Here is a 22,315-nt window from a genome sequence, read left to right as displayed (position 1 = left end):
TGGGCCACGATCGCCGCGTGAGCCGCCCGCCGAGGGCGACAACTACAGATCTTGGCAGGAAATTACCGGGACCAAGGCCTTCTCTCCTGACGTCTTCAGCCTCAAGAGCCGATAACGCAACAGGCCCCTTGTGGGAGAAGGTGGCGCGAAGCGCCGGATGAGGGGTTGCTTCGGCAAGCTCAATTGCAAGAGGGTCACGAGCGGAGAGACACCCCTCACCCGCCTCGCCGCTGCGCGGCGAGCCACCCTCTCCCACAGGGGGAGAGGGTGCAGCGTGCTCGCTGCACTATCTCCGCAAGCCTCAGAACGGCTCGGTCCCCAGCCCCGGCACCTCCGCCGGCCGCGGTCCCGGCGCCGGCCAGTGAAACCGGCGGTCTTTCTCCGCAATCATGATGTCGTTGATCGAGGCCTCGCGGCGCCGCATCAGCCCGTGCTCGTCGAACTCCCATTGCTCGTTGCCGTAGGAGCGATACCACTGGCCGCTGGCGTCATGCCATTCGTACTGAAAGCGCACCGCGATGTGGTTGCCGTCGAAAGCCCAGAGGTCCTTGATCAGGCGATACTCCTGCTCCTTCTCCCATTTGCGGGTGAGGAAGGCGACGATGGCTTCGCGGCCCTGGAACACCTCCGAGCGATTGCGCCAGCGGCTGTCCTCGGTGTAGGCAAGCGAGACTTTCACCGGATCGCGCGAATTCCAGGCGTCCTCGGCCATGCGCGCCTTTTGCGCGGCGGTCTCACGGGTGAAGGGTGGAAGCGGCGGGCGCGACATGGTGGCCTCATCGGTTGGTCCAGGCCGCAATCTATCGCCGCAATTGGCGGAGTCGATAGGCCATCACTTATCGCGCGATCACTTATCGGGCGATCAGGAAATCAGATCGGCCTTCATCAGGGTGCGGATCGATTTCGGGATCGACTGGGCGCGGCCGCCGCTGATGAAGGCGACGCGCACCTCGGCTTTCACCAGCAAGTCCTCGGCCCGCCGCACCTCCTGCGCCAGCATGATGGAGGCGCCTTTCACCGCAACCGGCCACGTCACGACGTCGAGCACGTCGTCCATCCGCGCGGGTTTCAGAAAATCCAGATGCATCGAGCGCACCACGAAGGCAAAGCCCGCGCCCTCCGTTTCGACCTGGTCGAACAGTGCCTGCTGCTCGGCCCCCATCAGCCGCAGATGATTGGTGCGCCCACGCTCCAAGTAGCGGAGATAATTGGCGTGATAGACGATGCCGGAGAAATCCGTGTCCTCGTAGTAGACGCGGACCTGCATGTGATGGCGGCCGTCGCGGATCTCGCCGTCGAGATGGGCTGTCACGTCGCGAGCCTCTTCGCTTTTTGCAACCGGCCCGTTTTGCGCAAAAACAGCCGGCCGCGCAAGCGCAGCTTATGCCACGGCCGGCGTCCTTCCCAGCGTCACCTCGACGATCTCAGGCGGCACGCCGACGCGGACCGGCATGATGCTGCAACCGAGGCCGCCGGAGACGATGACGTCGCATTTCAGCCGGAAGTGACCATAGGCGAGCCGCACGCCGTGCTGAGGCGGAACAGCCGGCGACCAGCCGAACAGGCGGACCTGGCCGCCATGGGTATGACCGGACAGTTGCAGCGCGACGCGCGCGGGTACGAGCGGCGCGATATTGGGCTCATGCGCGAGCAGGATGACCGGCGCATCGTCGGTGACCTTCGCCAGCGTGCCCGCGAGATCGTCGGCGCCAAGCCGGTGCACGCTTCGGCCATAGCGCTTCGCGGGATAGTAGGCGAGCTGATCGCCGAGGCCCGCGAGCCAGAAGGAGCGTCCGTCCTTGGTGAGACGCACGACGTCGTTCTCGTAAACGGGAATGCCAGCCGCCTCCAGCGCGCGATGGGCGGCTGTCGGCCCGTGCCCGGCCTGCTGCACGGCCCTGTCCACCCAATAATCGTGATTGCCCATGACGGCATGGACGCCGAGCGGTGCCTTGAGGCCCGCGAGCACCTTGGCCCATTCGCTCGACGGAATGATGCGCGTGACCTGGTGAACACCCGCGACATAGTCGCCGAGCAGCACGATGACATCGGCGTTGAGCGCATTGGTGCGATCGACGATGCCCTCGATCCGCTCCAGCGACATCCAGGGATCACAGGCATGAATGTCGGTGACGATGGCGATCTTGAGCGGAAAATCCGCCGGCCATTGCCGCGGGGTCGGGTGATAACGGGTGACGCGGAGCCGCAGCGGCTCGACGCCGACGCCATAGGCCGCGGTCGAGACGCCGAGCGCGGACAGGCCGCCGATGGAACGGATGAGATGACGACGCGTGATCATGGAAGCCCGATGGTGATGCAGCTTTGTGATGCGGTCCGATTGAAGCGGAATTTGGGTCCGCTCGTGCAGACGGTCTGCATTCGCGTGCAGACTGTCTGCACAAAGGTTACCGGGAGTTCATGACGATAGCTGCACCCGGCATTTGCGCGAGATCAGTCGTCGCTCTCGTCCGAGCCGAACAGGCCGAACTGTGCCGCGGCATCGCGCGAGGGCTCGGCGATGCCGAGATGGCGGAAGGCGTGCGAGGTGAGCAGGCGGCCGCGCGGTGTGCGCTGGAGATAGCCGCACTGAATGAGATAGGGCTCGATGATGTCCTCGATCGCATCGCGCGGCTCGGACAGCGCGGCAGCCATCGTCTCGACGCCGACCGGGCCGCCGCCATAGTTCTGCGCGATGGTGGTGAGGTAGCGGCGGTCCATGGCGTCGAGGCCCGCGGCGTCGACCTCGAGCGCGCTCAGCGCGTGGTCGGCGATCTTGCGGTCGATCGAGGCTGCATCGGCGGCGGAGGCGAAATCGCGCACGCGCCGCAGCAGGCGGCCGGCGATGCGCGGCGTGCCGCGGGCACGGCGCGCGATCTCGTTGGCACCGTCGGCGCTCATGCCGACATTGAGCACGCGCGCGCCGCGGGTGACGATGCTTTCCAGCTCTTCGATGGTGTAGAAATTGAGCCGCACCGGAATGCCGAAGCGGTCGCGCAAGGGATTGGTGAGGAGGCCTGCGCGCGTGGTGGCGCCGACGAGCGTGAATTTCGACAGCTCGATCTTCACCGAGCGTGCCGCCGGGCCCTCGCCGATGATCAGGTCGAGCTGAAAGTCCTCCATCGCGGGATAGAGCACTTCTTCCACCGCGGGGCTCAGACGATGGATCTCGTCGATGAAGAGCACGTCGCGCTCTTCGAGGTTGGTGAGGAGTGCGGCGAGATCGCCGGCCTTGGCGATCACCGGACCCGAGGTCGCGCGAAAGCCGACACCGAGCTCCTTGGCGACGATCTGCGCCAGCGTGGTCTTGCCCAGGCCGGGCGGACCTACGAACAGCACGTGATCCAGCGCCTCGCCACGCTTGCGTGCCGCCTCGATGAAGATCGAGAGGTTCTTGCGCGCCTGCTGCTGGCCGACGAAGTCGGACAGCGATTGCGGGCGCAGCGCGGTATCGCCGACATCGTCGCTGCGGCGCTCGGGCGTGACCATGCGGTTGGCCTTGGGGTCGCTCACTTCGCGAGCTCCTTCAGCCCGAGGCGAATGAGCTGCGCCGTCTCGGCATTCTCACCCGCGCTGCGCGATGCGGATGCAATCGCCGCCGCCGCCTGCGGCTGGCCGTAGCCGAGATTGACGAGCGCGGAGATCGCGTCCGCGACGGGCCGCGGCGCACGCTGGTCGTCGACGGCGCCGGCGAGATGCACGACAGCGGGATCGACATTGGCGAAGGCCGGCGCCTTGTCTTTCAATTCGGTGACGATGCGCTCGGCAACCTTGGGACCGACGCCGGGCGTACGCGCCACCGCGGCCTTGTCGCGCAGCGCGATGGCATTTGCGAGGTCGGAAGGCACGAGCGTGCCGAGCACCGCGAGCGCGACCTTGGCGCCGACGCCCTGCACGGTCTGGAGCAGGCGAAACCATTCGCGCTCCTGGTCGGTGCGGAAGCCGAACAGCTTTATTTGATCTTCGCGGACGTAGGTCTCGATCGACAGCACTGCGGCTTCACCGGGCGACGGCAGATGCTGCAGCGTGCGCGTCGAGCAGTGCACCTGATAGCCGACGCCGCCGACGTCGAGGAGCACATAATCCTCGCCATAGGAATCGATCAGGCCCTTGAGCTTGCCGATCATAAGCCCGCCACCTTCAGCCTGAGCGCCGTGCTCTGGCGGTGATGGGCGTGGGTGATAGCGATGGCGAGCGCGTCGGCGGCGTCCGCTGACGGCGGCTCGGCCTTGGGCAGCAAAATCTTCAGCATCATCGCGATCTGGTGCTTGTCGGCGTGACCGGCGCCGACCACCGTCTTCTTGACCTGGTTCGGCGCGTATTCGGCAACAGTAATGCCGAACATCGCGGGCGCCAGCATGGCGACGCCGCGGGCCTGGCCGAGCTTCAGCGTCGCGACGCCGTCCTTGTTCACAAAGGTCTGCTCGACCGCGGCTTCCATCGGCTTGTGACCGGACAGGACGGCGGCAAGCCCCTCATGGATCGCGAGCAGCCGGCTCGCCAGCGGCAAATCGTCCGGCGGTTCCACCGAGCCGCAGGCGACGCAGATCAAGCGATTGCCCTCGGCCTCGATCACGCCCCAGCCGGTGCGGCGCAGGCCGGGGTCGATGCCGATGATGCGAACGGGGCCACGAATCGGGAGCGCAGTCATGGGCCAGTGATAGCGGCTGGCTGCGGTGGGGGAAACAGAAACAGAACGGAAGTAACAGGGGAAGTGGGACTCGTCGGAGATTGCCGCGCTGCCCGCAGCACCCTCCGACGTCATACCCCGCGAAAACGGGGTATCCAGTACGCCGCGGCTTCTCCGTATCTCGCTGGCGTCTCTGGAATACTGGGTCGCCCGGTCAAGCCGGGCGACGACAGGGAAATTCGGAGCTGGCTGCCTCAGCCGCCCATCTTCGCCATCAGCGCGTCGGACACCTCGAAATTGGCGTAGACGTGCTGGACGTCGTCGTGCTCGTTGAGCAGGTCCATCAGCTTCAAGAGCTTCTCGCCGGTCTCGTCGTCGACCGCCAGCGTATTCTGCGGCTTCCAGATCAGCGCGGCCTTGCGCGGCTCGCCGAACTTGGCTTCCAGCGCCTTGGCGACGTCGCGATAGCCTTCGGTCGAGGCGTAGATCTCGTGTCCGCCTTCGCCCGAGACCACGTCATCGGCACCGGCCTCGATCGCGGCATCCAGCACCGCGTCGTCGGAGGCGACGCTGCGGTCGTATTCGATGATGCCGGTGCGGTCGAACATGAAGGAGACCGAGCCGGTTTCGCCGAGATTGCCGCCCGACTTGGTGAAGAAGGAGCGGATGTCGGAGGCGGCGCGGTTGCGGTTGTCGGTCAGCGCCTCGACGATGACGGCGACGCCGCCGGGGCCGTAACCCTCGTAGCGGATCTCGTCATAGTTCTCGCCGTCATTGCCGAGCGCCTTCTTGACGGCGCGCTCGATATTGTCCTTCGGCATGTTCTCCTGGCGCGCCGCGATGATGGCGGCACGCAGGCGCGGATTCATGTTGGGGTCGGGCGTGCCGAGCTTGGCCGCGACGGTGATTTCCCGCGCCAGCTTGCCGAACAGCTTCGACTTCTGGGCATCCTGCCGCCCCTTGCGGTGCATGATGTTCTTGAATTGGGAATGTCCGGCCATGCGTGTCTCGTCAGGAATCGTGCGCCAAAGGTGAGCGTGGGAAGCGCGGCCTTATAGGCCGCCAACCCACCGGAATGAAAGGGCCTCTCATACTTTAAGGTAGTACCGTAGTGGAACGTGCCCAGAAGTCAGGCATCGTTAACCCTGATTTCATTCCGGCCTGCGAAAATAGCGTCTACCCGTCTCCCGACAAGAGTGACCTGATGGCGTTCGCATTATTTCGGAAGCGTCAGCCGGACATGGCTGCGCCGGCGGCCGCCCCGCAGGCTCCGCCGGCGGCCAATTCCGAGCCCGTCCCGGCCGCTGATGCCGATTCGGCCAGGGAAATCCTGGAACTGCTGGAACTCGAGCTCGGCGCCATGATCCGCCAGCTCGAGCGCGCCGCCAATTCGGTCGCCGGCGGCGCGGAGGCGACCGCGGCAACGCTCGCGGATATTCGCGAGCGCACCGACGCCCTCACCGGCCGCACCAATGCCGCCCAGTCGAACGCGTCGAGCTTTGCCCATGCCGCCGACAAGTTCACCCAGTCCGCGCAAGGCATCGGCGCGCAGGTGCGCGCGGCCGGCAAGCTCGCCGACGAAGCCAGCGCCGCGGCGCAGGAAGCCCGCGCCAATGTCGACCGCCTGCGCGAATCCTCCGCCGCCATCGGCAATGTCGTCAATCTGATCGCGCAGATCGCACGGCAGACGACGCTGCTCGCGCTGAACTCCACCATCGAGGCCGCGCGTGCGGGTGCGGCCGGCAAGGGCTTTGCGGTCGTCGCCACCGAAGTGAAGGCGCTCGCGGTGCAGACCCAGGGCGCGACGGAGGAGATCACCAGGAAGATCGACGCGCTCCAGCGCGACGCCGCCGGCTCGGCCGACGCCGTGCACCGCATCGCGCAGGCAATCGAGGCGATCCGCCCGGTGTTCGACACCGTCAACGGCGCGGTCGCCGAGCAGAATGCCACCACCAGCGAGGTCTCCGGCAACGCGGCAAGCGCGTCGCAGTTCATCATCTCCGTCGGCGAGAGCGCGGCCGAGATCGACGCCGCGACCAAGGCCGCCGAGACCCACGGCGAGAACGTCGCCAGCGCCGGCAAGGCCGTCACCACCTTCGCACGGAAGCTGAAATCGCGCTGTGCGGTGCTGCTGCGCCAGAGCGAGCACGACGACCGCCGCAAGACCGAGCGGCTGCCCTGCCATCTCAAGTTCGAAACCGCGCGCGGCGTGTTGCAGGTCTACGAGATCGCGATGGACGGCGTGCTGATCGGCGGCGCGGAGGCGGCGAAGCTTGCCACGCAGGCCGTCGTCGACGGCACCCTCGAAGGCGTCGGCGCCTGCCGCCTGCGCGTGATCGAGCAGTCCAAGGCCGGCGCCCGCGCGCAATTCGTCAGCCCCGACGCCGATCTCAGCGAGAAGATCGAAGACAGGCTCTGGTCGATCCACGAGGAGAACACCGAGTTCGTCACCCGCGCCATGGAAGCCGGCACGGCGCTGACCCGGATTTTCGAGCAGGCGGTTGCACGCGGCGAGGTCAAGATCGACGACCTCTTCGACACCGACTATGCAGAGATCGCCGGCACCAATCCGCAGCAATACCGCACGAAATATCTGGACTGGGCCGACCGCGCGCTGCCGGCGTTCCAGGAAGCCTTTCTCGCCAAGGAACCGCGCATGGCATTCTGCGCCATGGTCGACCGCAACGGCTTCCTGCCGGTGCACAACAAGATCTATTCGCATCCGCAGCGGCCGGGCGACACCGCCTGGAATACCGCCAACAGCCGCAACCGGCGGATCTTCAACGACCCGGCAGGGCTCGCCGCCGCACGCAACCTGCGCTCGTACCTGGTCCAGAGCTATGCCCGCGACATGGGCAACGGCAACACCGTGATGATGCGCGAGATCGACGTTCCGATCCGCGTCCAGGGCCGGCACTGGGGCGGATTCCGCACGGCTTACAAGCTGTAGTGCACGCTCAGGCAAGACGCCGGCCGCGAATCATCCTTTAAGGCTGGAATTGGAATGGGAATGGGAATGCCGCGGAGAGCCGGCGAACGGCTCTGACTGGAGGACTCTCAAAACATGTCCGTCGCACAACTGGCAGTCCTGGACACCGGCTCCAACCGGACACTTGCCGAACGCCTGATCGACCAGCTCGCCGACCGCATCGGCGGTCTCGGCGTCGAGCTCGCCGACATCGCCGGCAACGTCCAGGAAGTCGCAAACCGCGTCGCGAACCAGTCCGAACGGTTCCATCACCTCCAGGAGACGGCCGAGACGATGGTCTCAGCCAATCACGATATCGCCAATGCGTCGCAAGCGGTGCAATCGACCGCATCGGCGGCGGTCGGCGAGATCGCGCAATCGCGCGGCGCGGTCGACACCGCGGTCAGCCACATCTCCGAGCTCGTCGCAGCCGTGGCGCGGATCGAGGCGCGCCTGAGCGCCGTCGGCTCGGCGCTGGCGCAGGTGGCGAAAGTGTCCGGCTCGATCGAGGCGATCGCCAAGCAGACCAATTTGCTCGCGCTCAATGCCACCATCGAAGCCGCCCGCGCCGGCAATGCCGGCCGCGGCTTTGCGGTGGTGGCAAGCGAGGTCAAGAATCTCGCGGAGGCTACCCGTGCGGCCACGCATCAGATCTCCGACACCGTGCGCGATCTCGACGGCCAGATCGAAGGCCTGATCGGCGAGAGCAGCGACGCCTCGCAACGCGCCAAGACCGCCGGCGAAGGCGCCCAGCAGATCTCCGGCATCATCTCGCGGGTCCAGCAGGGTTTTGCCTCCGTGGAAGCGGAGATCGACAGCGTCACGCGCGCCGCGACCTCCAATCTCGGCCATTGCGACACGGTCATCAGCGAGCTCAACGAGCTCGCCAAGGGCGTCGACCTGTCCTCGCGCGATCTCAGGAACGCCGATCAGCGCGTGACAAAACTGCTCGACACGTCCGAAGCGCTGATCGCAATGATCGCCGACAGCGGCGTCGAGACATCGGATGCGCCGCTGATCCGCGTCGTCGTCGAGACCGCAAAGCGGATCTCGGACGAGTTCGAGGCCGCAATCGACCGCGGCGAGATCACGCTCGACCAGCTCATGGACGAGAACTACCGGGACATCCCCGGCACCGATCCCAAGCAATACAACACGAACTACGTCGACTTCACCGACCGCGTGCTGCCCGCCATCCAGGACCCGATCCAGAAGTCAGACCCCCGCATCGTGTTCTGCGTCGCCTGGGCCAAGGGCGGCTATCTGCCGACTCACAACCCGAACTACCGCCTGCCGCAGGGCAAGGATCCCGTCTGGAACAACGCCAATTGCCGCAATCGCCGCCTGTTCAGCGACCGCGCGGTGAAGAAGGTTGCAGCCAACACAAAACCGTTCCTGCTCCAGACCTATCGCCGCGACATGGGCGGCGGGCAGTTCGTGCTGATGAAGGACCTGTCCTCGCCGATCGTGATCCGCGGCAAGCACTGGGGCGCCTTCCGGATGGGATTTCGGCAGAGCTGAGGGCCGCTGCTGCGGCCGCTCAATCAAAAATCTGAAAAACAACCCCATGCACAGTAGCCGGGGCGTGGAGAATCAATGGCTTGCGCCGGCGGGCCAGGACGCAGTTTGACTCGTCGGGCAAAACAGGCGCACAATGCTACTATTCCGAAATCCCCCCCCCTCTTCCCTTTTCCCCTTGTGGGAGATGGGGTTGGTTTTTAAATCTGGATCCAGCCGCACCGACCTCCATTACAGACATTTGTCGGCCGCTCAGAAGCGGATCGCCTTGGAAGAGATAGCCGAGCTTCCGTTACGCGGTTTTGTTTTTGCATCGAATAAGAAGAACATGCGCCGCCATCGAAACGAACGCGCGGAGCGCGCCCCGCGACACGGAAGCTGCGGCCGAGGCGCGAGATTTGAAATAAAAAGTGAAAAGAAGAGCGGGGATATTCCTCAAAGATGACTTGATCTCTCCCTTCGCTCGCTTCCTCAGCGCAACTAATTGATGAGTAAGCAGTGATGACTGATCAGCAATTAGCCCTGGAAGCGATTAGCGACGCGCAACTCATATTGGAAGAATTCCTTCGGCCCCATCCCAAGGATAATGCGCGTATTCTTGAAAAGTTGGTGGAAGTTCTCGAACGGCCTGCCTTGATCGTTGCTGTAAGTCGATTGCAGCGCCCATGAACAAACCACTTCAAGCGTTTTCTTTAACCGTTGGCATTGTTGCGCTCTCATCGCTCGAAATGACCAGCCTGCATGCCAAGCAACAATGCAGCGCTGCAATGCCGCCAAATCCGCAAGGGCAATGGTGGTCCTACCGTCTCATCGACGGACGGAAATGCTGGTACGCGGGCAAACCGATGCTATCGAAAGCATTGCTGGAATGGCCTACAGAGCGGCGTCCCCAACCTGGTTCTCGCGGAGAAGCTGCAGGCATTCTCATCGCCAACAAGCCCGGCAATCCTTTCGATGCACAAGCGTTGGCCCTGAAAGAGGGCCCTGACACGTTTGAAGAGCGATGGCGTGCTAGGATCTCCAGCTCCAACACTGCACACGACTGAACAATACGCGATACGAATGACTTAGCGATCCTGCATCTCGCCCATCGTTGGCGAGGACTTTCGCGCCTGTTCGCGGCAGCGCGCTTCGTTTACGTCAAGCCGGATTACGTGCTGCGACGTGCGAACCGATAAGCGGACATGCGCGGTCACGTCCGATGTCGGCCTGACAGCGTGCCAGCTTCTTGGCGTGTGTTCGAGCGCTTCGCAGGCGAGCAAGGCGACGTTTCCTCCGTGACTGTGTCCGGCCTTCTCCCACAAGGGCAGAGGGCGCAACGATGTCGGACGCGCTCGCCGCCGCCCGACTTTCCCAATCGCACGAATTTCGTCATCGCATGAATTTCCGCATTCGCACGATCATCTGCGGCGATCAACGGTGCTGCGACGAAAATGCGTCAAAACATGACGCTTATCATATCAATTAGCCCAATTCCGTTGCAGAGATCGCCGCACAAATTCGTGAACGTCATGGCCTGACGCGCCGGCAGCGCAAATATGCATCGCCAGAAATTCTGGCGCTTCATCGTTTCGCATCGGTATGATTATTGTCGCGCACGAATTCGCCGACTAGATCGCCGTAAGCGATCAAGCGAGCAAGGGGATGCTTATGGCAACAACTCTCACCATCAACGGCGAAACCAAATCGTTCGACGCGCCGCCGGAAATGCCGCTGCTGTGGGTGCTGCGCGACATCCTCGGAATGACCGGCACCAAATTCGGCTGCGGCATCGCGCAATGCGGCGCCTGCACGGTGCATGTCGACGGCAAGGCCGTGCGCTCCTGCGTGCTGCCGGTCAGCGCGGTCGCGAACCGCGCCATCACCACCATCGAGGCCGTCGGCAACACGCCGTCGGGTGCGAAGGTGCAGAAGGCCTGGCTCGATCTCGAGGTGATCCAGTGCGGCTATTGCCAGTCCGGCCAGATCATGGCGGCCGCCGCGTTGCTGGCAACCACCTCGCATCCGGATGATTCCGACATCGACGCCGCGATGGCCGGCAACATCTGCCGCTGCGGCACCTATGTGCGCATCCGCGAGGCCATCAAGCAGGCCGCCAACGGCCGTCAGTCCTGAGGTCCGCCATGAATGCACACAACAGCCTCTCCCGCCGCACGCTTATGACCGGCGGTCTCGCCACCGGTTTCGTGCTCGCCTTTCGCCTGCCGCTGCGGGCCGCGGTCAATGAGCCGGAGCAGCCGAAGGATACGACCGACGGCAAGTTCGCGCCCAACGCCTTCATCCGTATCGACGAGACCGGCCAGACCACACTGATCATGCCGCAGGTGGAGATGGGCCAGGGCATCTACACCGCGATCTCGATGGTTCTGGCCGAAGAGCTCGACGCCGATTGGGCAAAGGTTGCGGTGTTGCATGCGCCGCCGAACGACAAGTTCTACGCCAATCCCGCCTTCGGCCTGCAGGCGACGGGTGGTTCGACCTCGATCCGCGCCTGGTGGAAGCCGCTACGCGAAGCGGGTGCCGGCGCGCGGGCGATGCTGGTGCAGGCCGCCGCAACACAATGGCAGGTCGACCCTGCAAGCTGCACGGCCGCAAAGGGCGAGGTCGTGCATACGGCAAGCGGCCGCAAGCTCGGCTATGGCGCACTGGCGCTGGCCGCGCAGGGTCAGACGCCGCCGAAGGACGTCGTGCTCAAGGACCCCAAGGACTTCGTCATCATCGGCCAGCCGCTGAAGCGGCTCGACACGCCTGACAAGATCAACGGCAAGGTCGTCTACGGCATCGATGCGATCCTGCCCAACATGAAGATCGCGACGGTGGCCGTCTGCCCGGTGTTCGGCGGCAAGGTCGGCAAGGTCGACGACAGCGCGGCGACGAAAATCCCGGGCGTGCGCAAGGTCGTGGTGCTCGAGGACACCGTTGCGGTGATCGGCGACCACATGTGGGCCGCGAAGAAGGGGCTGGACGCGCTCAAGATCGAGTGGAACGAGGGACCGAACGCAAAGCTCAGCACAAAGGACATCTGGCAGGATCTGCGCGCAGCCAGCGAGAAGGATGGCGCGGTCGCGAAATCGGTCGGCGACATCGCCAAGGGTCTTGCGAGTGGCGACAAGTTCGAGGCGAGCTTCGAACTGCCGTTCCTCGCGCATGCCTCGATGGAGCCGATCAACGCCACCGTCCACGTCAGGCCGGATGCCTGCGAGATCTGGACCGGCACGCAGATCATGACGCGCGTGCAGTCGGAGGCGGCGAAAGCAGCGGGCCTTCCCGTCGACAAGGTGATCGTCAACAACCACCTGCTCGGCGGCGGCTTCGGCCGCAAGCTCGAGCCGGACATGGTGATCACGGCGGTGAAGATCGCCAAGCAGGTCGACTATCCCGTCAAGGTGATCTGGACCCGCGAGGAGGACATCCAGCACGACGTCTACCGCCCGGTCTATCGCGACCAGGTCAATGCGACCCTGGTCGACGGCAAGGTGGCGGCCTGGAAGTACAAGATTGCCGGCTCGGCGGTGATTGCGCGCTGGTTGCCGCCGGCGTTCCAGAAGGGCGTCGACATCGACGCGGTCGATGCCGCCGTTGAAACGCCCTACGATTTTCCCAACTTCCACGTCGAATATGTCCGTGCCGAGCCACCGGCGGTGCCGACCGGCTTCTGGCGCGGCGTCGGCCCGAACAACAACGTGTTCGCATTCGAATGCGCGCTGGACGAACTTGCGCGCAAGGCCGGCAAGGATCCGGTCGAGTTCCGAAGGTCGATGCTGACCAAGACTCCGCGCGCGCTCGCGGTGCTCAACCTCGCCGCGGAGAAATCCGGCTGGGGCCAACCGCTGCCGGCCCGCGTTGGCCGCGGCGTCTGCCTGCAGCCGTCGTTTGCGAGCTTCCTTGCAACTGTCGTGGAAGCGGAGATCGACGACATCGGCGAGGTCACGCTGCGCCGCATCACCTCGGTGGTCGACACCGGCATTGCGGTCAACCCCGATACGATCAAGGCGCAGATCGAGGGCGGACTGATCTTCGGCCTCACCGCTGCGCTCTATGGCGAGATCACCATCGACAAGGGCCGCGTGCAGCAGTCGAACTTCCACGACTACCGCATGATGCGCATCAACGAGACGCCGAAGATCGAGGTCATCGTGGTCAAGAGCGGCGAGGCGCCGGGCGGCATCGGCGAAGCCGGCGTCAATGGCGGACCACCGGCGCTGCGCAACGCGATTTACGCCGCAACCGGCGTGGCGCTGCGGTGCCTGCCGATCGACCGGAAACTTCTGGCTGCGGGGAAGAAGGCATGAGCGGCAAGGTGCGTATCCTCACAAGCCTGGTCGTGATCGCCATCGTGGTGGCGGCGCTCGGCGTCTGGATCATCCGCGGGCCCGGCCCGCTCGACTTCGCCGGCGGCACCAAAGTGGCGCTGGCGGATTATCGCGCAGGCAAGCCAACCGGCGTACCGGCCAAGCTGGAGAAAGCAAGCCTGGTCGAACGCGGCGAGTATCTCGCGAAGGCGGCCGACTGCATGGTCTGCCACACCAGTCCCGGCGGGAAGGAATATTCCGGCGGGCTCGGCTTCAAGCTGCCGTTCGGCACGCTCTATTCGACCAACATCACGCCGGACAAGGACACCGGCATCGGCAATTACAGCGACCAGGATTTCCTCAACGCGGTCCAGCGCGGCACGCGTCATGACGGCGCGCGGCTCTATCCGGCCATGCCCTACACGTCCTACACCTACATGACGGACGATGACGTGCTGGCGGTGAAGGCCTATCTGTTCAGCCTGCCGGCTGTGCGCGCGAAAGCGCCCGACAACACGCTGTCATTCCCGTTCAACCAGCGCTGGGCGATGATCTTCTGGTCGGCCGTGTTCAATCCGGACACGCGCTTTACGCCGGATACCTCGAAGAGCCTGGAGTGGAACAGAGGCGCGTATCTCGCCGAAGCGCTGGCGCATTGCGGCGAGTGCCACACGCCGCGCAATCTCGGCTTTGCGCTCGACAACCGCAAGAAGTTCGGCGGCGCGATCACGGCCGGCTGGCGCGCCTTCAACATCTCCTCCGACAAGGCCACCGGCCTCGGCAATTGGCGCGACGAGGACCTGATCTCGTATCTCTCGCTCGGCCACGCACCGGGCCACGGCTCGGCCTCGGGTCCGATGGGCGAAGCGGTCGACCACAGCTTCAGCCAGTTCGCTCCTGAAGACATCCGCGCGGTCGTCACCTATCTGCGCAGCGTGCCGCCGGTGGCCTCGCCCGACCTGCCTGCGACCACGGCGCCGGTCGCGCCCGCTTCGCACAAGGACGGCGTGACGGCGAACGCCCGCGGCAAGCAGGTGTTCGCGAGCGCCTGCGCCAGCTGCCACGGCTGGAGCGGCGAGAGCCCGGTCTCGCCGATGGCGACGCTGACCGGCACCTGGGCCGTCAACGACCCCGCCGCCACCAACGTCGCGCAGATCGTGCTCTCGGGCACCAAGCGGCATACGCCGGACGGCGCGCTCTCGATGCCGGCGTTCGGCGATGCGTATAGCGACGACGAGATTGCGGCGGTGGCGAACTACGTCACGGCACGGTTCGGCACCAAGGGCTCGAAGCTGACGGCAAAGGACGTCGCGGAGCTGCGGGAGCAGACGGCGGAGTAGGTCTTCTCTTACTCTCCCCTGGAGGGGTCCGGGACGAGCGTAGCTCGTCCGTGGGTCGGCTCGTATTGAGCGCAGCGAAATGTGGGCCGGGGTGGGGTGACAGTCTCTCCACCTCGAACACTGCCCGTGGGGAGAGATCACCCCACCCCGCTCGCGCTTTGCGCGATCGACCCTCCCCCTCCAGGGGAGGGTCGCATCGCGCATCCCCTTACAAGGCTGTCACGTAATCGCGATCGGACATCCATTGCTGCCCGTGGCGCCCTTGATCGGGGCCGGCGCGAAGCAATAGACGAACTGGTACTTCTTGTCGGCGATCAGATCGTCGAAGATCAGATTCTCGTGGTTGTGGATGCCATGCTTGGTCTGCAGCTCGGAGTGGACCACGAAAGCGAGCGACTTGTCGGGATTGGGCACGACCTCGACCGCCCAGGTGTCTGCGCCGGTCAGCGCAAGATCCTTTTCGACCACCCACTTCGCAGCATCGAGGCCGATGCCCGGCTCGCCGCTGTTGAAGCGATCGTTGTTCTTCATCCACAGCGAGCCCCAGCCGGTGTGGAACATGATCGCATCGCCCGGCTTGATGTCGCTCTCGGGAATGTTCTGCTTCGCCAGCGCGGCCTTGATGTCGGCCGCCGAGATTTCCTGGCCGGCGTCCATCATCCCGCCCTTCAGCGCGACCATGTCGACGAGATGCGCTCGGGTGAACAGCGGCTTCAGCTTCTCGACGCCGAGCTTCTTCAGACCATAGGCGTCGCTGATCTCCTGGGCGGTGAAACCGTTGTAGAACCGCATCTCGTTCTTGTCGCCGTCCCTGCCCAGCTGGATTCCGATATGGCCAAGGCCATCGAACTGTGTGCCGGTCTGGCCGATCTCGGTGGTCAGGAATTCGTCGTGATAGACCATCTTGTTGTCACCGAACGGGCCGCCGGTCGGGCTGCCGGGAATGCGCAGCGTGAACGCGCGCGGTCCGAACAGCGGCATGGCGCCTTCGTAGACGCGGCCAATCTTGTAGATCTTGCCGTCCTTGATCCATTTCGCGGCGTCGAGGACTTTTTCGGGCGTGATATGATTTGATGCACCGCACTCGTCGTCCTTGCCCCATTTCGATGGCCACCAGGGCTTGTCGGTGCCCTTGGGCATGGAGGTTGCAGTCTGCGCCTGGGCCTCGCTGATCGGTGCAAGCGAGAACTTGCCATGCATCGAGCCGGCGAGCGCGGCTCCAGCAACGCCGGCGATGCCCGCGGTGCGGAGCAAGGTCCGGCGATCCGTCGTGGAGCCGCCGCCGTCTTGATCTACGTCATTGATCTCGTTAGACATTGCACCCTCCCAGGTTGTGGTCAGAACAAAGTCTGACTCTGAAATTGTTTCCGCTAACCTCCTCCTCCGCTACGCTGTTGTCCAGCGACAAAAATAAGACGGTCGACGCGAGAGCTTCCCATGGGCCTGTTCGAAAGCGATAAATCCGCGCAGCGACTTCCGGTTTCGCTGATCACCGGCTTTCTCGGCAGCGGCAAGACCACGCTGCTCAATCGCCTGCTGCGCCACGACGACATGAAAGACAGCGCCGTCATCATCAACGAGTATGGCGAGGTCAGTCTCGATCATCTTCTGGTCGAGCGCGTCGATGGCGAAGTCGCCGTGCTGGCGAGCGGATGCATCTGCTGCACCATCCGCAGCGACCTGGAGCAGACGCTGCGGGACCTTCTGGTGAAGCGGGACCGTGGCGAGATTCCGCCGTTCCGCCGCATCCTGGTCGAGACCACCGGGCTCGCCGACCCAGCGCCGATCGTGCAGCTCCTGCTCAACAACCCACTCGTCTCGCACTTCTTGCGGCTCGACACGGTCGTGACCACGGTCGATGCGGTCAACGCGCCGCATCAGCTCGATCGGCAGTTTGAGGCGGTGAAACAGGTGGCGCTGGCCGACCGGCTGTTGATCACCAAGAGCGACCTGGTCGAGGACATCGCGGCGCTTGAGCTGCGCCTGCGGCGGCTCAATCCCGGCGCCAGAATCGAAAGCGTCAGTCACGGCGAGATCGATCCCGCGCAGCTATTCGGCGCCGGCCTGATCGATCCCGAGCTGAAAAGGATAGACGTTAAACGCTGGCTCAACGAGCGGGCTTTCGCGGAGCCGCATGTGCACGCCGATCATGCGTATCATGATCATCACGCGCACCATGATCATGGCCATCATGATCACGATGCGTCGATCGCGAGCTTCATGCTGGCGTTCGACGAGCCGCTCGACTGGATGGCCGTGACGCACTGGCTCGCGCATTTACGCAACGCGCGCGGCCAGGATCTGCTGCGGGTGAAGGGGATCCTCAATCTCCGTGACGAACCGGCGCCGATCGTGATCCATGGCGTGCATCACGTCTTCCATCCGCCGGTCGCGCTTGGTGGCTGGCCCGACAGCGATCGCCGCTCGCGCATCGTCTTCATCACGCGCGGGATCGCGCGTGCGGAAGTGTTGGACCTCTGGCAGGCGGTTCGCGCCGCGGCGTGAGGCTCGTTTGAAATGAGCGACGCTGCTCTTACCCTCCCCTGGAGGGGCAGGGTCGATCGCGCGAAGCGCGAGCGGGGTGGGGTGATCTCTCCACGCGGGCACTGTTCGTCGCGGAGGGACCGTCACCCCACCCCGCTACGCATTCCGCTTCGCTTCATGCGTAGCGACCCTCCCCCTCCAGGGGAGGGTGGCCAATACCGCGAGACGTCAGCTCAACCAGAATTTCGGCGTCGCCGGCTCCAGCCGCCCGCCGACGCGCACCGGCGCAATCTTTAGCGCAAGGCCCGTGGCATCGTCCGTCTCCACCGCAACGCCGCTCAGCGTCGCGACGCCGGCCGCCGGCTCGAACCGGCCTGAGGGAATCCCCGACGTGAAGCGCCGCAGCGGTTCTTCCTTCTGCATGCCGATGATGGAATCGTAATCGCCGGTCATGCCGGCGTCGGTCATGTAGGCCGTGCCGCCCGTGAGGATCTGATGGTCGGCGGTCGGCACATGGGTGTGGGTCCCGACGACGAGGCTGGCGCGGCCGTCGCAGAAGAAGCCGATGCCCTGCTTCTCGCTGGTCGCCTCGCAATGGAAGTCGACGACGATGGCGTCGGCGGCAACGCCGAGCGGACAGGCACCAAGCTCGCGCTCGAGCGCAGCAAAGGGATCGTCGAACGGGGTCATGAAGACGCGGCCGAGCGCATTGACGACGAGCGCATGCTTGCCGTTCTTGGTCTCCACCAGCGCGGCACCGCGGCCGGGCGTGCCGCGCGGGTAGTTCGCCGGCCGCACCAGGCGCTCGGCGCGCTCGATGAACACCAGGGCTTCACGCTGGTCCCAGGAGTGATTGCCGAGCGTCACCGCGTCGGCCCCGGCATCGAGAAACTCCTGATAGATCGCTTCCGTGATGCCGAAGCCGCCGGCGGAATTCTCGCCGTTGACGACGACGAAATCCAGCGACCAGTCCTTGACCATGCCGGGCAGATATTCGGCGATGGCGTTGCGGCCGCTACGGCCGACGACATCACCCACGAAGAGAATGCGCAACTTCAGAACTCCGGAAATCGAACACGTCCGATTCCGTTAGCACATAATCCAGCGCGACGTCGTGCGATAGTGCCGGAACCGCCTTGATCTCCTGCGCTGCAAAAGCAAGCCCGATGCCGACGATCTGCTTGGCCTTGCGCAGATGCGCGAAGGTGTGGTCGTAGTGCCCCGCGCCATAGCCGATGCGATGGCCGAGACGGTCGAAGGCCGCGAGCGGCGTCAGCATGACGTCGGGGATGACTTCGCTTGCTGCCGGCGACGGCTCGGGAATGCCGAGCGGGCCGAGCATCAGGCGGTCGTTCGGATGGAAGATGCGGAAGATCAGCGACTGGCCGCGGGCGGTGACGCAGGGCAGCGCGAGCCTTGCGCCCGCCTCGGCGAGGGCCTTCATCAGCGGCAGCGGATCGATCTCGCTGCGGATCGGGGAATAGCCGGAGACGATGCTGCCGGGCAGGAGCGGGAACGGCAGCCCGCGCTTGGCGAGCTTTGCGGCTGCGTCGGTGCGCTTCTTCTCGCTCAGCGCGTCGCGCGCCGCGAGGGCCTTGGCACGGAGTTCGGCTTTCGAGTTGGGCATGCGCTTTGGTCCCCCACGTCATCACCCGCCTTGTGCGCCCTTGCGCACCGGGGCGGGTGATCCAGTATTCCAGAGGCGGTGGTGATTCACACAAAGGGCGCGGCGTACTGGATGCCCCGGTCAAGCCGGGGCATGACACCTGTTGAACTGGCCGCAGTCGTTTCGACAAGCACAAACCAAGCAAACAAAAGTGCGAAGCCGCGAACGCCGTTGAAGCACTCGATCCCGGAGTTCCCTACGAAAGTAGGTGGGCACCATATGTCCGAGCCCACGGGCCCGGCCAGGGACAGTTCCCTAAAGGATCGATAAGGCCCCGGGGATATATGGCTCCTGACGCACGTCGCAGCCTCGCTTGCGCAATCTAACAACGATACTGACGAATCGCCAGCCCAACCGGCGGTCCGTCCAAAATCAGCCGATCGCGATGCCGTTGCCCACCGTTCGGTTCAGGACCTGGGTCGACTTCTCGATGCGCTCAGCGGCGGCGTTCAGCGCATTTACCACGGCGGTCTGGGTCATCCGGGCGCGCTCGACGGCGGCATTGCGGAAATCCCGCAATTCCGTCAGCTCCTGCTCCATGGTGCGGACGCGGTTGCCGACGTCGACCAGCTCGTCGCAGACGGTCAGCGCCGCCATCACGGTGAGCCTGGCATCACCGATCTCGCCGAATTTTCCGCGCAGCGACTGAATCCGCGTCTCCAGGCTTTCGGCGAGCTTGAGCAGCCGCACCTCCTGGCCCTCCTCGCAGGCCATGCGGTATTGCCGGCCGTTGATGGTGACGTTGATGTGGCTCATCCGTCCTCTCCGGTATCGAGCACCGAGCGTATCGTGACGATGGCGGAATCCAGCCGATCGGAGATTTCGCGATTGGTGCGCTCGAGCTTGCGCGCCTTCACCAGCGCGCCGTCGAGCTCATCGGCAAGCCGCGAGCGATCCGCGCCCAGTGCCTGGATTCGTGCCGCGAGTTCATTCTCGTCGCGATCGGCATCGCGCCGCCGCTCCACCGCGCTTTCGAGCGCGTCGAGCGCCGCCATGAGTCTGCGGGTCGCGATCTCGATCTCGACGGCCGAGGACTCCGTCATGGCAGAGCTGTTGGAAACCCGATCGTTCATGCAGTCAGCGGCGGAACCTGTGGCCGTTACCTTGGGACTTGCCGTCCGGTAAAAGACTCGGTTCGGCAAGTGGTTAGAAGCAGAAATTTACGTGGCAAGCTAGCGGAGCGCAACGTCGCCGCGAAACTATGCACTGCTAAGCAACTTTTACGGCCAAACCGACGTTTGATTGCCTTGGACTCCCGGAACCGAGGTGCTATCCCAGCCCAACCTTCCGTGGCCGCCAAGCTCCCCCCACGCGACCCGCACCACCGCCAAGCGCCTCATTTCAGACGGATTTCAGACATGACGCAAGTCGACCACAACCGCATGGCCAACGCGATCCGTGGCCTCTCGATGGACGCTGTCGAGAAGGCGAAATCGGGCCATCCCGGCCTGCCGATGGGCGCCGCCGACATGGCCACGGTGCTATTCACGCAATTCCTGAAATTCGACGCCGCAGTCACCGACTGGCCCGACCGCGACCGCTTCGTGCTCTCAGCCGGCCACGGTTCGATGCTGCTCTATTCGCTGCTGTATCTGACCGGCAATGCCGACATGACGCTGGATCAGCTCAAGCAGTTCCGCCAGCTCGGCGGCCTGACCCCGGGGCACCCCGAGAACTTCCACACCAAGGGCATCGAGACCACCACCGGTCCGCTCGGCCAGGGCATCTCGACCGCGGTCGGCATGGCGCTCGCCGAGAAGATGCTGGCCGCCGAGTTCGGCAAGAAGATCGTCGACCACCACACCTACGTGCTCGCCTCCGACGGCGACCTGATGGAAGGCGTGTCGCAGGAAGCGATCGCGATGGCCGGGCACTGGAAGCTCAACAAGCTGATCGTGCTCTACGACGACAACGGCATCTCGATCGACGGGCCGACCTCGATCTCCGATTCCGTCGACCAGGTGAAGCGCTTCAAGGCGTGCGGCTGGGCCGCCGAAAAGATCGACGGACATGACCAGGCCGCCATCACTGCCGCGATCACCCGCGCGCAAAAATCCAACAAGCCGACGCTGATCGCCTGCCGCACCACCATCGGCTTCGGCGCGCCGCACAAGGCCGGCACCGCTAAGGCGCATGGCGAGGCGCTCGGCGCCGACGAGCTCAAGGCCGCCAAGGAAAATCTCGGCATCTCGCTCGAGCCGTTCTCGGTGCCGGATGACGTGCTGAAGGCCTGGCGCGCAGCCGGCAGCCGCGGCGCCGCGGCACGGCAGGAATGGGAAGGACGGCTCGGTGAGCTCGGCAGCCGCAAGCGCGCCGAGTTCGAGCGCCGTCTGCGTCACGAGCGTCCGGCCTCGCTCGCGAAGGCGGTGCGCGCGTACAAGAAGGAGCTGCTGGAAAAGCCGATGACCGCGGCGACCCGCAAATCCTCGGAAGCGGTGATCGAAGTCATCGCCGGCGCGATGCCGATGGAATTCCTCGCCGGCTCGGCCGACCTCACCGGCTCCAACAACAACAAGGCGAAGTCGGCCACAGCTTTCTCGGCCAAGACGCCGAAGGGCCGCTTCATCCATTACGGCATCCGCGAGCACGGCATGGCGGCTGCGATGAACGGCATCTTCCTGCATGGCGGCTTCGCACCGAACGGTGCGACCTTCCTGGTGTTCACCGACTATGCGCGTCCCGCGATGCGCCTTGCGGCGTTGATGGGCGCCGGCGTCGTCTACGTGATGACGCACGATTCCATCGGTCTTGGCGAAGACGGCCCGACCCACCAGCCGGTCGAGCATCTCGCCGCACTTCGCGCCATTCCGAACATGCGCGTGTTCCGCCCCGCCGACTCCATCGAGGTCGCCGAGTGCTGGGAACTTGCGCTCAATCGTATCGACGGCCCGACCGTGCTGGCGCTGACGCGGCAGAACCTGCCGCAGCTCCGCACCAATGCGCCGAACGACAGTCCTTGCGCGGCCGGCGCCTACGAGCTGGTCGCAGCCCAGGGCGAAGCCAAGGCGACGCTGTTCGCTTCCGGCTCCGAGGTCGAGATCGCGGTCGCCGCCCAGAAGCAACTCGCCGAGCGCGGCATCGCGTCACGGGTGGTCTCGGTGCCCTCGCTCGAGCTTTTGTTAGCGCAACCAGAAGCCAAGCGTGCCGAGATCATCGGCAACGCGCCGGTGAAGGTCGCGATCGAGGCCGCAGTGCGCTGGGGCTGGGATGCCGTGATCGGCCAGGATGGCGATTTTATCGGCATGCATTCGTTCGGCGCGAGCGCGCCGGCGAAGGATCTTTACAAGCATTTCGGCATTACCGCCGAGGCTGCGGTTAACGCTGTGCTGAAGCGCGTTAGCTGAGAGTTGAGCTTGCCAAAAAAAAGGACTACCTAGTCTCTCATATGATCAAGCATCGCCCGGCCGAACCGGGCGTCCG

Annotated in this window: 21 protein-coding genes and 1 other RNA gene; 9 read left to right on the top strand and 13 right to left on the bottom strand. The window is 64.8% G+C overall.

The annotated features are described in order from the left end of the window. Positions 1-301: 301 nt before the first annotated feature. From OWC48_RS11515 to OWC48_RS11485, 7 genes are all read right to left on the bottom strand, one after another. Entirely contained in the window at positions 302-769 is a 468-nt protein-coding gene (locus OWC48_RS11515; RefSeq protein ID WP_282520070.1) for a nuclear transport factor 2 family protein, read from the bottom strand. A 93-nt stretch (positions 770-862) separates the two neighbouring features. Beyond that, on the bottom strand, positions 863-1,312 hold the full coding sequence (gene ybgC, locus OWC48_RS11510; RefSeq protein ID WP_282520069.1) for a tol-pal system-associated acyl-CoA thioesterase: 450 nt from the start codon (positions 1,310-1,312) through the stop codon (positions 863-865). A 69-nt stretch (positions 1,313-1,381) separates the two neighbouring features. Continuing rightward, positions 1,382-2,299 (bottom strand): metallophosphoesterase, encoded by a 918-nt coding sequence (locus tag OWC48_RS11505; protein WP_282520068.1) that lies wholly within the window; start codon positions 2,297-2,299, stop codon positions 1,382-1,384. Between the two features lie 152 nt (positions 2,300-2,451). Next, positions 2,452-3,486 carry a Holliday junction branch migration DNA helicase RuvB gene (gene ruvB / locus OWC48_RS11500; RefSeq protein ID WP_282520088.1) on the bottom strand — a complete coding sequence of 345 codons (1,035 nt, stop codon included), beginning with the start codon at positions 3,484-3,486 and terminating at the stop codon, positions 2,452-2,454. A gap of 20 nt (positions 3,487-3,506) precedes the next feature. Then, positions 3,507-4,124 (bottom strand): Holliday junction branch migration protein RuvA, encoded by a 618-nt coding sequence (gene ruvA / locus OWC48_RS11495; protein ID WP_282520067.1) that lies wholly within the window; start codon positions 4,122-4,124, stop codon positions 3,507-3,509. Beyond that, positions 4,121-4,648: a crossover junction endodeoxyribonuclease RuvC gene (ruvC, locus tag OWC48_RS11490; RefSeq protein ID WP_282520066.1), complete on the bottom strand. Its 528-nt coding sequence runs from the start codon at positions 4,646-4,648 to the stop codon at positions 4,121-4,123. Before ruvC ends, ruvA begins: the two co-directional genes overlap by 4 nt. A 233-nt stretch (positions 4,649-4,881) precedes the next feature. Beyond that, complete coding sequence (locus OWC48_RS11485; RefSeq protein ID WP_282520065.1) at positions 4,882-5,628, bottom strand: YebC/PmpR family DNA-binding transcriptional regulator; 747 nt, start codon at positions 5,626-5,628, stop codon at positions 4,882-4,884. A gap of 203 nt (positions 5,629-5,831) precedes the next feature. Between OWC48_RS11485 and OWC48_RS11480 the strand changes: the two genes are divergently transcribed. From OWC48_RS11480 to OWC48_RS11450, 7 genes are all read left to right on the top strand, one after another. Further along, positions 5,832-7,577, top strand: coding sequence for a methyl-accepting chemotaxis protein (locus tag OWC48_RS11480; RefSeq protein WP_282520064.1), 1,746 nt, complete (start codon positions 5,832-5,834; stop codon positions 7,575-7,577). Positions 7,578-7,691: 114 nt separating this feature from the next. Then, on the top strand, positions 7,692-9,116 hold the full coding sequence (locus OWC48_RS11475; protein WP_282520063.1) for a methyl-accepting chemotaxis protein: 1,425 nt from the start codon (positions 7,692-7,694) through the stop codon (positions 9,114-9,116). Between the two features lie 498 nt (positions 9,117-9,614). Then, positions 9,615-9,782: a hypothetical protein gene (locus tag OWC48_RS11470; protein ID WP_282520062.1), complete on the top strand. Its 168-nt coding sequence runs from the start codon at positions 9,615-9,617 to the stop codon at positions 9,780-9,782. Continuing rightward, entirely contained in the window at positions 9,779-10,159 is a 381-nt protein-coding gene (locus OWC48_RS11465) for a hypothetical protein (RefSeq protein WP_282520061.1), read from the top strand. Before OWC48_RS11470 ends, OWC48_RS11465 begins: the two co-directional genes overlap by 4 nt. 604 nt (positions 10,160-10,763) lie before the next feature. Next, positions 10,764-11,228, top strand: coding sequence for a (2Fe-2S)-binding protein (locus tag OWC48_RS11460; protein WP_282520060.1), 465 nt, complete (start codon positions 10,764-10,766; stop codon positions 11,226-11,228). A gap of 8 nt (positions 11,229-11,236) precedes the next feature. Then, the gene (locus OWC48_RS11455; RefSeq protein ID WP_282520059.1) at positions 11,237-13,405 is read left to right on the top strand and encodes a xanthine dehydrogenase family protein molybdopterin-binding subunit; all 2,169 of its coding nucleotides are present in this window, start codon (positions 11,237-11,239) and stop codon (positions 13,403-13,405) included. Continuing rightward, positions 13,402-14,745: a cytochrome c gene (locus OWC48_RS11450; protein ID WP_282520058.1), complete on the top strand. Its 1,344-nt coding sequence runs from the start codon at positions 13,402-13,404 to the stop codon at positions 14,743-14,745. Before OWC48_RS11455 ends, OWC48_RS11450 begins: the two co-directional genes overlap by 4 nt. Positions 14,746-14,964: 219 nt before the next feature. Here the strand turns inward: OWC48_RS11450 and OWC48_RS11445 are convergent, their stop codons facing one another. Beyond that, on the bottom strand, positions 14,965-16,062 hold the full coding sequence (locus tag OWC48_RS11445) for a cyclase family protein (protein ID WP_282520057.1): 1,098 nt from the start codon (positions 16,060-16,062) through the stop codon (positions 14,965-14,967). A 120-nt stretch (positions 16,063-16,182) separates the two neighbouring features. Here OWC48_RS11445 and OWC48_RS11440 point away from each other — a divergent pair, with 120 nt between their 5' ends. Continuing rightward, positions 16,183-17,250, top strand: coding sequence for a GTP-binding protein (locus OWC48_RS11440; RefSeq protein WP_282520056.1), 1,068 nt, complete (start codon positions 16,183-16,185; stop codon positions 17,248-17,250). 207 nt (positions 17,251-17,457) lie between these two features. On the opposite strand, the gene OWC48_RS11435 is transcribed toward OWC48_RS11440, so the two are convergent. The 5 genes from OWC48_RS11435 to OWC48_RS11415 all read right to left on the bottom strand — a co-directional run bounded on the left by OWC48_RS11435 (position 17,458) and on the right by OWC48_RS11415 (position 19,968). Beyond that, positions 17,458-18,282 (bottom strand): TIGR00282 family metallophosphoesterase, encoded by an 825-nt coding sequence (locus tag OWC48_RS11435; RefSeq protein ID WP_212489593.1) that lies wholly within the window; start codon positions 18,280-18,282, stop codon positions 17,458-17,460. Next, positions 18,260-18,856: a 5-formyltetrahydrofolate cyclo-ligase gene (locus tag OWC48_RS11430; protein ID WP_282520055.1), complete on the bottom strand. Its 597-nt coding sequence runs from the start codon at positions 18,854-18,856 to the stop codon at positions 18,260-18,262. Before OWC48_RS11430 ends, OWC48_RS11435 begins: the two co-directional genes overlap by 23 nt. A 191-nt stretch (positions 18,857-19,047) precedes the next feature. Next, a non-coding RNA gene (gene ssrS / locus OWC48_RS11425) (6S RNA) lies at positions 19,048-19,208 on the bottom strand. A 59-nt stretch (positions 19,209-19,267) separates the two neighbouring features. Next, complete coding sequence (locus OWC48_RS11420; RefSeq protein WP_028150902.1) at positions 19,268-19,651, bottom strand: cell division protein ZapA; 384 nt, start codon at positions 19,649-19,651, stop codon at positions 19,268-19,270. Then, positions 19,648-19,968 carry a DUF4164 domain-containing protein gene (locus OWC48_RS11415; protein WP_020608063.1) on the bottom strand — a complete coding sequence of 107 codons (321 nt, stop codon included), beginning with the start codon at positions 19,966-19,968 and terminating at the stop codon, positions 19,648-19,650. The genes OWC48_RS11420 and OWC48_RS11415 overlap by 4 nt, the downstream gene beginning before the upstream one ends. Positions 19,969-20,253: 285 nt before the next feature. Between OWC48_RS11415 and tkt the strand changes: the two genes are divergently transcribed. After that, a complete protein-coding gene (gene tkt / locus OWC48_RS11410; RefSeq protein WP_282520054.1) occupies positions 20,254-22,239 on the top strand; it encodes a transketolase in 1,986 nt (661 codons plus the stop codon). Positions 22,240-22,315 lie beyond the last annotated feature (76 nt).

Origin of the sequence: Bradyrhizobium sp. Arg816 (genome assembly GCF_029989365.1) — a bacterium.
In the GTDB taxonomy this organism is placed as follows: Bacteria; Pseudomonadota; Alphaproteobacteria; order Rhizobiales; family Xanthobacteraceae; genus Bradyrhizobium.
This window is presented reverse-complemented; position numbering and strand designations above follow the sequence as displayed.

Coding starts and splice junctions, on each gene's coding strand:
- OWC48_RS11465 (WP_282520061.1), top strand. CDS start 9,779: ATGAACAAACCACTTCAAGCGTTTTCTTTAACCGTTGGCATTGTTGCG.
- OWC48_RS11475 (WP_282520063.1), top strand. CDS start 7,692: ATGTCCGTCGCACAACTGGCAGTCCTGGACACCGGCTCCAACCGGACA.
- OWC48_RS11430 (WP_282520055.1), bottom strand. CDS start 18,856: ATGCCCAACTCGAAAGCCGAACTCCGTGCCAAGGCCCTCGCGGCGCGC.
- OWC48_RS11420 (WP_028150902.1), bottom strand. CDS start 19,651: ATGAGCCACATCAACGTCACCATCAACGGCCGGCAATACCGCATGGCC.
- OWC48_RS11515 (WP_282520070.1), bottom strand. CDS start 769: ATGTCGCGCCCGCCGCTTCCACCCTTCACCCGTGAGACCGCCGCGCAA.
- OWC48_RS11455 (WP_282520059.1), top strand. CDS start 11,237: ATGAATGCACACAACAGCCTCTCCCGCCGCACGCTTATGACCGGCGGT.
- ruvA (WP_282520067.1), bottom strand. CDS start 4,124: ATGATCGGCAAGCTCAAGGGCCTGATCGATTCCTATGGCGAGGATTAT.
- ruvB (WP_282520088.1), bottom strand. CDS start 3,486: ATGGTCACGCCCGAGCGCCGCAGCGACGATGTCGGCGATACCGCGCTG.
- OWC48_RS11450 (WP_282520058.1), top strand. CDS start 13,402: ATGAGCGGCAAGGTGCGTATCCTCACAAGCCTGGTCGTGATCGCCATC.
- OWC48_RS11485 (WP_282520065.1), bottom strand. CDS start 5,628: ATGGCCGGACATTCCCAATTCAAGAACATCATGCACCGCAAGGGGCGG.
- tkt (WP_282520054.1), top strand. CDS start 20,254: ATGACGCAAGTCGACCACAACCGCATGGCCAACGCGATCCGTGGCCTC.
- OWC48_RS11440 (WP_282520056.1), top strand. CDS start 16,183: ATGGGCCTGTTCGAAAGCGATAAATCCGCGCAGCGACTTCCGGTTTCG.
- OWC48_RS11445 (WP_282520057.1), bottom strand. CDS start 16,062: ATGTCTAACGAGATCAATGACGTAGATCAAGACGGCGGCGGCTCCACG.
- OWC48_RS11470 (WP_282520062.1), top strand. CDS start 9,615: ATGACTGATCAGCAATTAGCCCTGGAAGCGATTAGCGACGCGCAACTC.
- ruvC (WP_282520066.1), bottom strand. CDS start 4,648: ATGACTGCGCTCCCGATTCGTGGCCCCGTTCGCATCATCGGCATCGAC.
- OWC48_RS11460 (WP_282520060.1), top strand. CDS start 10,764: ATGGCAACAACTCTCACCATCAACGGCGAAACCAAATCGTTCGACGCG.
- OWC48_RS11480 (WP_282520064.1), top strand. CDS start 5,832: ATGGCGTTCGCATTATTTCGGAAGCGTCAGCCGGACATGGCTGCGCCG.
- OWC48_RS11415 (WP_020608063.1), bottom strand. CDS start 19,968: ATGAACGATCGGGTTTCCAACAGCTCTGCCATGACGGAGTCCTCGGCC.
- OWC48_RS11505 (WP_282520068.1), bottom strand. CDS start 2,299: ATGATCACGCGTCGTCATCTCATCCGTTCCATCGGCGGCCTGTCCGCG.